This is a genomic window from Oceanobacter sp. 3_MG-2023 (genome assembly GCF_030688925.1).
Classification (GTDB): domain Bacteria; phylum Pseudomonadota; class Gammaproteobacteria; order Pseudomonadales; family Oceanobacteraceae; genus Oceanobacter.
The window spans coordinates 153,231-166,923 of record NZ_JAUYVX010000001.1; the positions used below are offsets into that span (position 1 = coordinate 153,231).

The window sequence follows — 13,693 nt, forward strand, 5'->3', positions numbered from 1 at the left end:
TTTTTCGGATGTTGACACCTCGTACGTATAGACGTACGCTTTGAGTCCGGAGATGACTTATGACAATACTTAATGCGACTGAAGCACGCTCAAAACTGTACGCCTTGATAGATGAGGCTTCTGCTAGCCACCAACCTATTATCATTACCGGCAAGAGAGGGAATGCAGTCTTGTTGGCAGAAGAGGATTGGAACGCTATAAACGAATCACTTTACCTGCTTTCTTTACCTGGAATGCGGGAATCTATTCGTGAAGGATTGGATACTAAGCTCAGTGAATGTGACCAAGAGCTTGATTGGTGAGCTGGAAGCTTTATTACACCAAGCAAGCTCAAAAGGATGCTCGGAAACTTGCATCTTCTGGCCTCAAGGCCAAAGCGAAAGAGCTGCTAGAGGTAATCGAAATTAATCCTTTCCAAAATCCTCCACCCTACGAAAAACTTGTTGGGGATCTAGCCGGTTCCTATTCAAGAAGAATAAATATACAGCATCGTCTCGTTTACCAAGTACTAGAAAAAGAAAACGCCATTAAAGTTATCAAGCTTTGGACTCATTATGAATAGTAGCTTTATAAGGCCAGGCAATGGACCTCCTTACGGTCGGCGCTTGTTGGCGGCGTTAGGCAATCAAAAGGAAATACATTATGTCAGATGCACCAGAAGGAATGATTCCGGTCGAGGAGTTTGCAAAACTAAAAGGAATCACTGCATCAAAAGCAATTGATATGGTAAGAGATGGGTTTTACGTTGGTCGTAAAGTTGGTGATGATTGGTATGTCGACATATCTGAGCCAACTAACTCTGCAAGCAAGCCAATCAAGATAAAGGCTCCGTTGTTGTTTCAAATGGCGAGTCAGCCAATGAAGTTGTTGTTACCTACATACAAATGTCTTTTATTTTCATGGTGATTTTCATGGTCAAGTGGGTTACGGTGCAGTAGGTTGAGTGGTGGCGTTGCTCACATCTTAATGCGGTGTTATGTGTCTGCGACGAAGAAATATCAGTTAAAAAACAACTTTAAATTGGTAGATATATGAATATAGAAACTTGGTTTTACTATTCACTAGCGGTATTAATATTAACTGCTTCTCCAGGCCCTAGCGTTCTGCTATGTATGACTAAGGCTGTAACTGAAGGCTTTCGAAATTCTATGTTTACTGCTTTAGGCAGTCTTACAGCAATTGTTAGTATAATGACCTTGTCATTTTCTGGTCTAGGGGTGGTTATTGCTACATCAGAAGTGGCTTTTAATATTATAAAATGGTCTGGTGCAATTTATTTAATATATTTAGGATATAAATCTTTTGCTTCCAAGCAAGAAACTTATAAAATATCTGAACAAGAAAAAACAATGTCAGTGGTCACAAAAAAATCTCTTTATGTTGGTGGCTTCATTGTTGGGGCCAGTAACCCAAAAGCAATAGTGTTTTTTACTGCTTTATTTCCTCAATTTATTAACACATCTGAGTCGCTATTAATACAGTATTGGGTGTTCGCAATTACTTTTGCAGTTATGGAGATTTCTTGGTTGACGATATATTCATACTTGGGAGCTAAGTCGTCAAATTGGTTGCTAAAAGAAGGTAGGGCTAAATATTTTAATAGAATAACTGGTGGTGTTTTTATCAGTGCAGGTGTGTTTCTCTCTACATCAAGTAAAGCTTCTACATAACAATTTGTTGCTCTCGGATAAGTTGCTCGATTTCGCTCATGATTTGCCGGTGAGTAAAGCGTTCAGACTGTATAGTCCCCCCCAAAAAAAAGTCTTTGCATTCAGAGTCAGAGTGCATTCTGTTCACGGATGCAGACTGGCTTTATTTGTATTTAAGCGAAAAAGCGTTTCACCATGCGTCGAACAAAGTTGCCCTCCAGCGTTTTTTTGACATAAGGGACATAATGCTTGTCATCGCGTTGAATGTGATTGGTCAGCCACAAGCCAATGTCTGAGCGCACTTCTTTGGCGACTTTGATGCTGTCTTCGCCATCTTCCAGTCTCTGATCGTAGCTGAGCGCTCGCCGCCGAAAGGCTTCGTGCACTTTGGCATGGGCCTTTAATACTGGATAATTTGCTTGCTCCATGAGTTTTTCTTCGAAGGCGTTGTGTGAAATGGAATAGTCGATCAGTGCTTTGGCGACGGCTCGAATTTTCTGGTCATCCCGTTGCTTGATGGCAGTCTCAACTTCTTGTAGGTAGTCAAAAATACGCTTGTGCTGAGTGTCAATAATATCAATGCCGGTTTCAAATTCCGGGCTCCAACGAATCGGTTGCACAGGTTCCTTCCTTACCATTGGGTATAAAAATGCGCGGGTGACATGACTCGAATGCGAAATAATTGCCGGTGATTGGCTGCCGCATCTCTTCCGGCTGCCCTGTTATCAATTGGCTTTCACGGCGATCATATGAGTTCACAAACAAGACACAAAACCTCCTTGTTCCGCGAGGCTGCCGGGAAAGTGGCAGTTTGTGATAGGCTTTCGGGTTTGGGTTAATACTAACGAGTGGCTTCAACACTCACCCTAAATATTAGGGAATCCCTGGTGTTTAGGGAAATTCTGGTTTGGAATATGGAACTCGTTGAACGGATCAATCTTGTTATAAAACAAGAGGGATACACTCGTCCGATGCTTGAAAAAGCGACTGGGATCAAGGCAAAGCGTTGGGAAAACATGAGTAGCAAGATAGCCAAGCCCTATGCGGAAGAGCTGGAAGCCTTGGGAAAATTATGGCCAGAATACGCTTATTGGCTGATTACTGGTTCAGAAATACCGGAAGCCGGGCAAATCAGTCCCATGACCAAAAGATCCACCACCCAGGGGTAAATAGGTATCACTCCGTTTCGTCGGCTTTGGTGAGCTTTGGTGAAGGGGGGTAACGAATGGGGTTGTTGCCTTTTGATGGATTGTGTTGGAAATATTGGATTGTATGGCGCTTGATGCGCATATTACCTTTGGAGTGACACTCTTTGTTTGGCGACGATGGCTTCTGAATGGATATGAGCGCATTGCTGTCGATCGATCCTGAATTTGGCGCCTTGTGCTGGTATAGTGCGCGGCTTTCCGGTTCCTGGGGGTATCCAATACCATGTCTTTCTTTCGTGAGTTTGCTGAAACATTCTCTCCCAACATCAAAACGGATGTGTTATCCGGTCTGACGGTGGCTTTGGCGCTGGTGCCTGAAGCGGTGGCGTTTGCTTTTGTTGCCGGTGTTCATCCTCTGGTGGGGTTGTACGCCGCGTTTATGGTGGGTCTGATTACGGCTTGTATCGGTGGTCGTCCCGGGATGATTTCCGGTGCAACTGGTGCCTTGGCGGTGGTGATGGTGGCGCTGGTGGCCGATGCCGAACGCATGTATGGCGATGGCATGGGGCTGCAGTATTTGCTGGCAGCGGTGGTGCTGATGGGGGTTATCCAGATCGCGGCCGGGGCGTTGCGACTGGGCAAGTTTATCCGCCTGGTGCCTCATCCTGTCATGCTGGGGTTTGTGAATGGCCTGGCGATTGTGATTTTCCTGGCGCAGTTGCCACAGTTGCAAATCAGCACCCCCGAAGGTAAATGGGGCTGGTTGAGCGGTGAATGGTTCAGTGGCATGCAGTTGTACGTGATGCTTGGCCTGATTGCGCTGACCATGTTTATCACCATCAACCTGCCCAAGTTGACCAAGGCCGTGCCGTCGGCGTTGGCCGGTATTCTGGTGGCCAGCCTACTGGCATTTGGTCTGGATCTGGATACCCGTACAGTGGGTGATCTGGCCAGTATTGCCGGGGGCTTGCCGCCGATCGGTGTGCCGGATGTGCCGTTCAATCTGGAAACCCTGATGTTTATCCTGCCGTATTCGGCCATTTTTGCGGCCATTGGTTTGATTGAGTCGCTGCTGACCGTCACAGTGATCGATGAGATGACCAACACTCGCGGCCGGGGCAACAAGGAGTGTGTTGCCCAAGGGACAGCCAATGTTGTGACTGGCTTTATTGGCGGCATGGGTGGTTGTGCCATGATTGGCCAGTCGATTATCAATGTCAGCTCGGGTGGTCGTGGTCGTTTGTCGGGTATTGCGGCGGCGCTGTTTCTGCTGAGTTTTATCCTGTTCGCTTCTCCGCTGATCGAGCAAATTCCGATCGCCGCGCTGGTGGGGGTCATGTTTATGGTGGTGATTGGCACGTTCGAGTGGGCCAGTTTCCGTATGGTCGGCAAGATCCCAAAACACGACCTGTTTGTGCTGGTGCTGGTGACCGTGGTGACGGTACTGACGGATCTGGCCATTGCGGTGATTATTGGTGTCGTGGTGTCGGCGCTGGTGTTTGCCTGGCAGGGTGCCAAGCGTATCCATGTGCTCAGCCAGAAGCAGGAGGATGGCTCCAAGGTCTACAAGCTGTATGGGCCGCTGTTTTTTGGGTCGGTGGCGTCGTTCAAGGATCTGTTCGATGTAAGCAATGATCCGACCAAGGTGATTATCGATTTTGCCGATAGTCGGGTCATGGATCATTCTGCGCTGGAAGCCATTGATACACTGGCGGAGCGTTATATTGCCGAGGGCAAGGAAATTCATTTGCTGCACCTGAGTCAGGAATGTCGCACCTTGCTGAAACAGGCTGGCAGCTTGTGTGAGGTCAACGTGATCGAAGACCCCAATTACAAGGTAGCGGTTGACGAGCTGGCTTAACCACCAGGGTAACTTGCACAAGCTGATCAGACGAGGCTGCCTCATGACGCTATCGCGACGTAATTTGCTTGGCTGGTTGGCAGCGGTGCCGGCCATGTCCTTGTCTGTCTCGGCCTTGTCGGTGATGGCCACCGGCTGCAGTCAGCGCCAAGGCGATTTGCTGCTGGGCGGTGGTCGTTTTATGAATCCGGATGGCAGCGGCCAGCGCTACGTGCTGGCGCTGGTGGATCTGCAGCAACAGCAGACGGATCTGATCGATCTGGATTTTTTCCCGCACGGTATTCACTGGCACCCTGACGCCCCTGACCGGCTGGCGGTGTTTGAGAAAAAAGGCCCACATGCCGCCGAGGTAGATCTGGGGGCGCGGCGTCTGAGCCGTAAAATCGATGCTCGTCCCGGGCGCTATTTTTACGGGCACGGGGCTTATTCCGCTGACAATCAGCAGCTGTTCAGTACAGAAACCCGTCTGGATGGCCTGGAGGGTGTTATTGCGGTGCGTGATGCAGACTCGCTGGCGTATCTCGGGGAATTCCCCAGCTATGGCAAAGAGCCTCATGAGTGCACCCTGATTGATAATGGTAAAACACTGGTGATCACCAATGCCGGTGGGCCAATAGGGGGAGCAATACCTTGCGTCTGTTATGTGGATGTGGCCAGCCAGCAATTGCTTGAACGGGTGGTGTTGACCCGCACGGACCTCAATACCGGCCATGTGGCGATTGCGGAAGATGGCAGTCTGGTAGTGGTATCTGCGCCACGTACTGGCATGAGCCTCCGTGCAAACGGCGGTGTCAGTATTCGTCCGCAAGGGTTGCCGATGGCCTCGATGACACAACCGGAAGCCATTGTTAAACGCATGACAGGTGAAGCCCTCAGTGTCGCGATTGCCAACGGCATGGCGCTGGTAACACATCCTGATGCCGACCTGGTGACCTTCTGGTCGATTGCCGAACAGCGCATGGTGCATTCATTGACGCTGGTACGGCCGCGGGGAGTGACCTTGACGAAAGATGGTCGCTATTTTCTGGTGACGTATGACCGGGTACCCAAAATCCTCAAAATTGCCGTTGCCGATGTGTTTGCTACTCCGGAAGTCGTGGTGGCAAGCACCTATGTTTCTGGCTCACACCTGTTTGCTTGGCCTGCCTGATATCGCCTGATGTCCACAATCATTGACGTCTGACTCTTCCTTGTGACTGATTGGCCGATGGCCAGGCCGGTTGTTCTGAAGCGCTTTGTCGCATTGCGGGAAGGCGTTTTTTTAATGTCATTATTGATACTGATTCGTATTAGCGTTGTATTTTAATGAATGTTGTGGATAATGAGGCTCATTCCCATTTGGGTCTTTTATCTCTCTGATGTGTTGTTAAAGGTACGGTAAAGCAAATGCGATGCAGTTGTCTGGCGGTTGGCCTGTTGGTGGTTGTGACATATACGCCTGTTGTTATCGCGGAAGACGTTGCGGCAGAAACGCCGCTTCAGGAAGACGCCGATGTCTTTTATCTGGATACCCTGGTGGTAACGGCAGCGCGTGGCCAGCGGCCCTTGGCCGATACCCCGGTTCGGACTCTGATTCTTGATGAAACCACGATCCAGCGCTTACACACCCGGGATATCCGTGATGCCTTGCGGGTGATACCGGGAGTGCAGATGCGGGAAATTCACGGCAAGACCGGTGAGTCGATTCAGGTGCAAGGGTTGGACGGTGAGCGGGTACTGATTCTGGTGGACGGTATGCCGGTATCGGCAACCACCGGTTCAATGGTGGATCTGTCGCAACTGTCTGCACTGGATATCGACCATATCGAAATGATACCGGGGGCTGCGTCGTCCCTGTATGGCAGTGCGGCAATGGGGGGTGTGGTGAATATCATCACTCGCGATATGACAGGCGAAACCCGTTACCGGTTGGCGATGGATGCTGGCAGTTATGGCGAGGAGCGGGAGTTGTCGGATGAGCTGTTGCCCCAGCGCCATTATCTGGCCACCGCCGATCTGGCCCTGAGCAGTCACCGTCAGCTGAGTCTGAGTGCCGATCAGCGCAAAAGCTCGGATATCGATCTGTACGACGACAGCTGGAGCAGTAACGGCTTTGACGGTACCAAAACCACGCTGGCGGCATCCTGGCAGGAACGCTGGGGGAGTGCAGGGCCCGGAGCGGTGGATGGCCATGCGACGATACGACTAGAGCAATATAAAGAAGATCTGGTTAACCGACAGTTGACCAGCAGCAATCAAGAAGGCGCCAAGGAAGAGCAGCTGGAACGCTGGCGACTGGCCGCCAATGTTGATCAGGCGCTGCTGGCTGGGCGGCTGTCAGCCAGCGTGTTGTACGAACAGCAGACGGATGATACCGCCCAGCTGGTGGTGGATGACGCCATTCTGGCCGGTAATCTCTGGCGTTCAGCCGATTATAGCCAATACAAGTTGATGACCCAGTGGCAAGCGCCGCAATGGACGCTGGGAAGTACGTCACTGCAGATGGTGACCGGCCTTGAACATTTTGGCGAACAAATGGAACAGCAGAAGCAGGAGATCAAGCTGAGTTGCTCCGGTGTTGGCAGCACCTCGACCACCACCACTCTGGATAGTGGTTATTGCCTGGTGGATACCGTCGAAGTGCCGAACGAAACCCGCCACAGTGTCGAGGCTTTTATGCAGGGAACCTTGACGCAGCAATATTCAGGAAGCCAACAGGGTGCCGGGTTGGTTGAGCTGGAGCTGTCGCCGGGATTGCGTTGGCAAAACGACAGTGATTTTGGCGGTTATCTGTCGCCGGCTTTGGCCAGTCGCCAGAAATGGCAATGGTCTCTGGGAAAGGGTGACTGGCAGATCCAGACCCGACAATCGATCGGGATGGGTTACCGGGTGCCCAATCTGAAAAATCGCTATTACGTGTTTGATCACAGTGTGAACGGCTACAAGGTGCTGGGAGACGAAGACCTGCAGCCGGAGCAAAGCCGCAGTGTGCAACTGTCGGCGACAATAACGGATGGCAAGCGGCTACACCTGGAAGTGTCGGCATACCATAACCAGATCACGGATCTGATCGAAGCGGTTTCTACTGGCGAGACAGAACAGAGCGGCACCGTGGTGATTTATCGCTACAGCAATATTGCCAGTGCCATGACGCGAGGTGCTGATGTTGCCGTCCAGTGGCAGTTTTCTCCCCGTTTTCAGCAACGCCTGTCGTATTCCTTGCTGGATGCCCGCGATCTTGAACTGGGCGTCGCGCTGACAGAGCGTTCGCGGCATCACGCCAAAGGCTTGTGGATGTGGGATGTCAGCGACACGGTCGACCTGACATTGATATCGGAGTACGTCGGTTCGTCTTATACCGAGGTGGAAGATGAAGACAGCGGCACGGAAAACCAGATGTCGGCGGGTTATTGGCAGTGGGATATCAAAGGCAACTGGCAGTTCAACCCGGCGTTACGCTGGTATGCCGGGGTCAATAATCTGACTGACAGCGTCCGCGACCCGAGTGACTCCTATGATCGCCGCCCGACAGAGGGCCGCTTTCCTTATGCCGGGTTTGAGCTGACCTTCTGATTCTGGTGGCTCAGGCCATGCCGGCAAGCTGTGCAGTTAATCCATGCAGTGAACGCATATCGATAATTTACATCGTGAACTTACATAGCTGGTTCACATGTTTAACAACAATAACGCTATTCAACGGAGTGTTTTATGAAACAGCGATACCAATCTTTTTCAGTACTGATGGCTGCCATGTTGCTGGCCAGTTGTGGCAGCAGCGATGACAGCGACAGTGATGACAGCGATTCCGGTGCGGAGGATGTCAGCTACAGCAGCTTGCAAATCAACGCCGCGGATTACGATGCCTGGGTCTACGTCAGTCTGACAACCGGGGCAACGCTGGATCTGACCGATGAAGAAGCCGCTACCTCGACGGACTGGCAGCTGGCTTTTCGTCGTACGGCCATCAAGTTGAATGGTGGGGTATCTGGCAGTGGCAATGTGCAGGTGGCACTGGCGGATGCACAAGACGAATTCTACGATGACGACGGCGCAGCCGATGTCTCGGTCTTTACCAATGCGGTTGCCGATACCGAAGCAGCTGCTCTGGAGGTCAGTTACGATACCAGCGCCTTGACGTTCAGCACCGATGCCAACGAAGCGGCCTGGGCTGACTGGTATGAATACGATACCAGCACCCATCAGATTGCGGCCAATACGACGGTGGGATGGTTGTTGCGCCATGCCGATGGCGAGACCTACAGCAAGGTCTTCCTGGATGTGGCCAGTTACACCGATATCACCGCCCGTTTTACAACGCAGGCAGCGGATACTGCGCAGTTTGCCGGGACAGAACAGAATGTCAGCGCCACTTTTGCGGACGATGCAACCATGTTATGTCTGGATCTGGATAGCGCCAGCGAAGTGGATTGTGACGAAAACAGTGCCGACTGGGACCTGCTTTATGAAGTCGATACCAGCAACCGGGCAATTAATATCTGGACCAATGGCGGAGTGTATGGCGATGGTGATGGTGCCGTCTTTGGTTCCATTGATGCGACCGAGCTGGCGGATTACACCAGTGCCACGCTGGTTGATAGCTATGATATTTCCAGCCACTACAGTGAAGACAGCAGCTCCAATCCATTCTCGGATGACAGCTGGTACGCCTATAACCTCAATGGCGGACATCTGCTGTGGCCCAACTTCCGTACCTATCTGATTGATACCGACAGCACTGATGACAGTGCCAGCTACTTCACGCTGCAAGTGTCGGACTATTACAGCCTGGGAGCATCCGGCAGCCCGGAAATCCGCTTTCAAACAATGTCGACAGGAGAGTAATAATGACGAACGTTACTAATATTCACGTGTTGGCGGAGCAATGGCAATCGTTGCGGCAGCAAGAACCCAAAATGCGGATTCGGGACGCCGCGTTACGGCTGGGCGCCAGTGAGGGGGAGCTGTTGGCGACCCGCTTGCTTGACGGTGAGTCCGGGGGCGGTCGCGTCGTGCGGCTCGGCGGTGATTTCAAGCGCTTGCTGCGGGATATCGAATTGCTCGGTGAGGTTATGGCATTGACGCGTAATAACGCCATGGTTCATGAAAAGACCGGTCAATACAAAGGCCTGACCGTTAACGGCAATATGGGCCTGGCGCTGGGCGTTATAGACCTGCGGATTTTCTTTAGTCGTTTTGTTTATGGCTTTGCGGTGGAAGAGCCACTGCCGGGTGCCGACGGCATGCGATGCAGCCTGCAATTCTTTAATGGCCGTGGAGAGGCCGTACACAAGATCTATCTGACCGAGGCTTCGGATCAGGAGCAATACACCCAGCTGCTGGCACGTTTTCAATCCGAGGACCAAACCCCGGGGATGGTACTGGAGCCTTTGCCAGAGACAACGCCTGAAACCGCACCCGAAACCACACCTGCCGATCTGGATGTGGCGGCGCTGCGTCAGGACTGGTCGGCATTGAAGGATGTTCATCATTTTCAGGCGCTGTTGAAAAAGTACCACCTGAACCGGATAAATGCCTACGAAGTGATTGGTGAGGAATACGCGACCGAACTGGCTCCGGAGGTGTTTGTTGCCGCGCTGGAAGCGGCGCAGGCTTCGGGGTTGTCGATCATGCTGTTTGTTGGCAGTGAGGGCGTGATCCAGATTCATACTGGCCCGATCAGCAACCTGGTACGTACCGGCGACTGGTTTAATATCATGGATAAAGGCTTCAACCTGCATGCCAAAACCACCCTGATTGATCGCGCCTGGCTGGTGCGGAAACCCACCGTGGATGGCGTGGTCAGTTCATTGGAACTGTACGACGGCGATGGCAATCAGCTGGCCCTGATGTTTGGTGAACGTAAAAACGGCCAGCCAGAACTGGAAGGCTGGCGGTTGATTCTGGAAAACTTGCAACAGCACTATGCGCTGGAGCAAGAAGGAGTTGCCTGATGGATAACCTGCACCGGTCGTCAGCGGCACGTGGTGCCGAGAGTCGGTCAATCGCGGCTGAATGCCCTGACCGGCTGGCGTCGTTGTTCGCCATATTGTCGCTGTTTGCCTTTATGTCGGCGGCGACGGTCTTTGCCGGTCTGCTGTTTCCCGTTACGGCGTGGGCGCAGGATGGGAAGGCGGCAGGGGCACCTCAGCGGGTGGTGAGTATCGACGGTTCGATTACTGAAATCATCTATCAGCTGGGCGCCCAGGATCGCCTGGTGGCGGTGGATACCACCAGCCGTTTTCCGCAAGCCGCGACTGAATTACCCGATGTCGGGTATATGCGGCAACTGTCCGCTGAAGGCATCTTGTCGATGCAGCCCGATCTGGTGATCACGACCGAGGCCGCTGGGCCAGAGATGGTCTTTACCCAGCTGAAGCAGGCTGGCATACGGGTTGTGCGGGTAGCGAATCATTATTCGTTACAGGGGGTGCTCGATAAAATCACCGCTGTTGCCGGAGCGCTGGGTAAAGAGAGCGAAGGGCAGGCATTGGTTGAACGTATTCATCAGCGCAGCCAGGCACTGCTGCAGCAGATGCCGGCGGATGATGCCTCATCCGTTATGTTTCTGCTCGGCGCTGGTAGCCGGGGCATGATGGCGTCAGGCTCCGGTACGCAGGCCGATGCCATGCTGGCGCTGGTCGGAGCCAGCAATGCCATGGGTTACAGCGGCTATAAGCCGGTGAGCGCCGAAGGTGCCTTGCAGGCTGCACCGGACGTGGTGCTGGTGGCACAGCTTGATGATGAGGTGCCAGAATCACTGCAGCAGTCCCTGGCCATGACGCCTGCCAGTCAACAAGGTCGTATCCATACGGTGGATGTCAGCCTGATGTTGGGGTTTGGGCCGCGGTTACCTGATGCTATCCAGCAGTTACAGACCATTCTGTACCCCCAGACCAATGAGCCGGTGAGTAAGTCGCGGGCGACGGGGATGTAACAATGATGCGTGCTCTGTTGTTCTCCCGGCGTCTGAGTGATGTTGTTTATGGTTGGCGTGAGTCGATTGTGGCGCAGGGCGCGACCGGTCAGCGATTGGTGTTATTGCTGATGGCTGTGATGCTGGTACTGGTATTCCTTCTGGGATTGACGATTGGACCGGTGTCGGTGGCCGTTAATGACGTCTGGTCGAGTTTGCAACGAGCGATCACCTTTGCCCCGATCGGGTCAGCCAACGACTGGGTAGTGCGTGAACTGCGGTTGCCGCGGGCCTTGCTGGCGATGATTGTCGGCGCAGGATTGGCCGTGGCAGGCGTTATTACTCAAGGAGTGTTTCGTAACCCGCTGGCAGATCCTGGCCTCATTGGGGTGTCCAGTGGCGCGGCGTTGGCCGCTGTGGCTGTTATTGTGCTGAACGAAACATTGCTCTCTGGCTGGGTGTCGCTGACCGGGCCATTGGCATTGCCACTGGCCGCCTTTATGGGTGGGCTGGGCGTGACGCTGGTGATCTATCGGCTGGGGACTCGCGGTGGCCAAACCCAGGTAGGAATGCTGCTGCTGGCGGGGGTCGCCATCAATGTACTGGCTGGCGCCGCAACCGGGGTGTTGACCTATGCCGCTGACGATCAGCAACTGCGGGATATGACGTTCTGGTCGATGGGCAGTCTGGCCAGTGGTCGCTGGCAGGATGTGGCCGCCCTGACCGGATTGATTGGTGTGCCGTTACTGCTGAGCCTGCGTTATCGACGGGTTCTGAATGCGCTGTTGATGGGCGAACAAGTGGCGATTCATCTGGGTTTTGATGTGCAGCGTTCGAAACGCTGGTTACTGGCTTTCGCAGCCTTGATGGTAGGAGCCGGAGTCGCGGTAGCCGGTATTATCGGTTTTGTTGGCCTGGTGGTGCCGCATCTGTTACGCATGGTAATGGGCTCTGATCATCGTGGCCTGATTCCGGCGGCGGCGATGGGCGGAGCATTGCTGTTGCTGTTGGCTGATTCGCTGGCCCGCACCTGGATGGCCCCGGCCGATTTACCGGTCGGGCTGGTCATGGCGCTCCTGGGTGGGCCGGTTTTCCTGCTGTTGTTGATGCAGCAGAATGGAGGGCAGTCACGATGATCCGGGCTGATGCGGTATCGGTCGTTAAAGGGCGAAGTACGCTGCTGGACTCGGCTTCCATGGTGTTATGCACTGGTGAGCGGCTGGCGGTACTGGGTGCGAACGGTGCCGGAAAATCAACCTTGTTATCCTGTTTGTGTGGCGAGAATACCGACTACGACGGGCAAGTGTGGCTGGGTGCCGATAGTCTGAAGGAACTGTTGCCAGAACAACGGGCGCAGCGTATCGCCGTGATGCCACAGCAGGTGGAATTGGTGTTTCCGTTCCGGGTCTGGCAAGTGGTGGCGATGGGGCGTTCTCCCTGGGGAGACGAACAGCAGACCCTGGAATGGCAACAAGAGGTTATGAAAGCCACAGAAGTGCATCATTTGCAGCATCGTCTTTATCCGCAATTATCCGGCGGGGAAAAGCAACGGGTGCAATTGGCGCGGGTGCTGTTACAACTCTGGCATTACCAGTACCAAAGTAATGGCCAGCAGGCTTATATCCTGCTGGATGAATGTACCTCGGCGCTGGACCCGGCCCATCAGCATGAGGTGATGGATCTGGTCAGCTCTATGGTTGGCCCGGCCATCGGGGCTTTGGCCGTGATGCACGATGTGGCGCTGGCGGCATCCTGGGCTGACCGGGTGATGTTGTTACGGGACGGTCGGGTGATGGCGGCCGGAGAGGCCAGCTTGTTGTGTGACGCGGAGGTGCTGGCGGCCTGTTACGATATGTCTTCGGCCTTGTCGCGCCAATATGCCCGCGTTAATCAACAGTGGCTCGAAAGCCGTTAAGAGCCGTTAAAAGTCGTTAAGGTAGCAAGGGGTCAAAGGATCAGGCGGTTTGCGTCAGCTGATTTTCTCTGGAGTATCGGCTGGTGCCACATATAGCAGGCCGTTGAAATTCGTATCTGATTCGCTGATAGAAGCTCTTCCGCCTTATAAAATCAACAGCCTGCTAGAGCCCCTTCAATCTCATCTATTCCTTTATTTGATAGTAGTTTCATACTCGGAAATTTAACG

The 13,693-nt window shown here is 53.1% G+C and carries 14 protein-coding genes; 13 read left to right on the forward strand and 1 reads right to left on the reverse strand.

Translation table 11 applies throughout. The annotated features are described in order from the left end of the window. Nucleotides 1-59: 59 nt before the first annotated feature. The 4 genes from Q8W32_RS00685 to Q8W32_RS00700 all read left to right on the forward strand — a co-directional run bounded on the left by Q8W32_RS00685 (nucleotide 60) and on the right by Q8W32_RS00700 (nucleotide 1,670). Nucleotides 60-302, forward strand: a complete 243-nt coding sequence (locus tag Q8W32_RS00685) for a type II toxin-antitoxin system Phd/YefM family antitoxin (protein WP_303431690.1) — start codon at nucleotides 60-62, stop codon at nucleotides 300-302. Continuing rightward, nucleotides 299-562, forward strand: a complete 264-nt coding sequence (locus Q8W32_RS00690) for a Txe/YoeB family addiction module toxin (protein WP_305413227.1) — start codon at nucleotides 299-301, stop codon at nucleotides 560-562. Before Q8W32_RS00685 ends, Q8W32_RS00690 begins: the two co-directional genes overlap by 4 nt. A gap of 80 nt (nucleotides 563-642) precedes the next feature. Beyond that, nucleotides 643-906: a hypothetical protein gene (locus Q8W32_RS00695; protein WP_305413228.1), complete on the forward strand. Its 264-nt coding sequence runs from the start codon at nucleotides 643-645 to the stop codon at nucleotides 904-906. A gap of 125 nt (nucleotides 907-1,031) precedes the next feature. Next, nucleotides 1,032-1,670, forward strand: coding sequence for a LysE family translocator (locus tag Q8W32_RS00700; RefSeq protein ID WP_305413229.1), 639 nt, complete (start codon nucleotides 1,032-1,034; stop codon nucleotides 1,668-1,670). 152 nt (nucleotides 1,671-1,822) lie between these two features. On the opposite strand, the gene Q8W32_RS00705 is transcribed toward Q8W32_RS00700, so the two are convergent. Then, nucleotides 1,823-2,269, reverse strand: a complete 447-nt coding sequence (locus Q8W32_RS00705) for a bacteriohemerythrin (RefSeq protein ID WP_303431685.1) — start codon at nucleotides 2,267-2,269, stop codon at nucleotides 1,823-1,825. Between the two features lie 294 nt (nucleotides 2,270-2,563). Between Q8W32_RS00705 and Q8W32_RS00710 the strand changes: the two genes are divergently transcribed. The 9 genes from Q8W32_RS00710 to Q8W32_RS00750 all read left to right on the forward strand — a co-directional run bounded on the left by Q8W32_RS00710 (nucleotide 2,564) and on the right by Q8W32_RS00750 (nucleotide 13,465). Then, on the forward strand, nucleotides 2,564-2,818 hold the full coding sequence (locus Q8W32_RS00710) for a hypothetical protein (RefSeq protein WP_303431684.1): 255 nt from the start codon (nucleotides 2,564-2,566) through the stop codon (nucleotides 2,816-2,818). A 262-nt stretch (nucleotides 2,819-3,080) separates the two neighbouring features. After that, entirely contained in the window at nucleotides 3,081-4,658 is a 1,578-nt protein-coding gene (locus tag Q8W32_RS00715) for a SulP family inorganic anion transporter (RefSeq protein ID WP_303431683.1), read from the forward strand. Nucleotides 4,659-4,701: 43 nt separating this feature from the next. Then, entirely contained in the window at nucleotides 4,702-5,808 is a 1,107-nt protein-coding gene (locus tag Q8W32_RS00720; RefSeq protein ID WP_305413231.1) for a YncE family protein, read from the forward strand. A gap of 275 nt (nucleotides 5,809-6,083) precedes the next feature. Further along, a complete protein-coding gene (locus tag Q8W32_RS00725) occupies nucleotides 6,084-8,210 on the forward strand; it encodes a TonB-dependent siderophore receptor (protein WP_305413233.1) in 2,127 nt (708 codons plus the stop codon). Nucleotides 8,211-8,345: 135 nt separating this feature from the next. Continuing rightward, nucleotides 8,346-9,479, forward strand: coding sequence for an HmuY family protein (locus Q8W32_RS00730; RefSeq protein WP_305413234.1), 1,134 nt, complete (start codon nucleotides 8,346-8,348; stop codon nucleotides 9,477-9,479). Nucleotides 9,480-9,481: 2 nt separating this feature from the next. Then, complete coding sequence (locus Q8W32_RS00735; RefSeq protein WP_305413235.1) at nucleotides 9,482-10,588, forward strand: hemin-degrading factor; 1,107 nt, start codon at nucleotides 9,482-9,484, stop codon at nucleotides 10,586-10,588. Beyond that, on the forward strand, nucleotides 10,588-11,571 hold the full coding sequence (locus Q8W32_RS00740) for a hemin ABC transporter substrate-binding protein (RefSeq protein WP_305413236.1): 984 nt from the start codon (nucleotides 10,588-10,590) through the stop codon (nucleotides 11,569-11,571). The genes Q8W32_RS00735 and Q8W32_RS00740 overlap by 1 nt, the downstream gene beginning before the upstream one ends. A 2-nt stretch (nucleotides 11,572-11,573) precedes the next feature. After that, entirely contained in the window at nucleotides 11,574-12,686 is a 1,113-nt protein-coding gene (locus Q8W32_RS00745) for an iron ABC transporter permease (protein WP_305413238.1), read from the forward strand. Further along, nucleotides 12,683-13,465: a heme ABC transporter ATP-binding protein gene (locus Q8W32_RS00750; RefSeq protein ID WP_305413239.1), complete on the forward strand. Its 783-nt coding sequence runs from the start codon at nucleotides 12,683-12,685 to the stop codon at nucleotides 13,463-13,465. Before Q8W32_RS00745 ends, Q8W32_RS00750 begins: the two co-directional genes overlap by 4 nt. The last annotated feature ends 228 nt before the right edge of the window (nucleotides 13,466-13,693 follow it).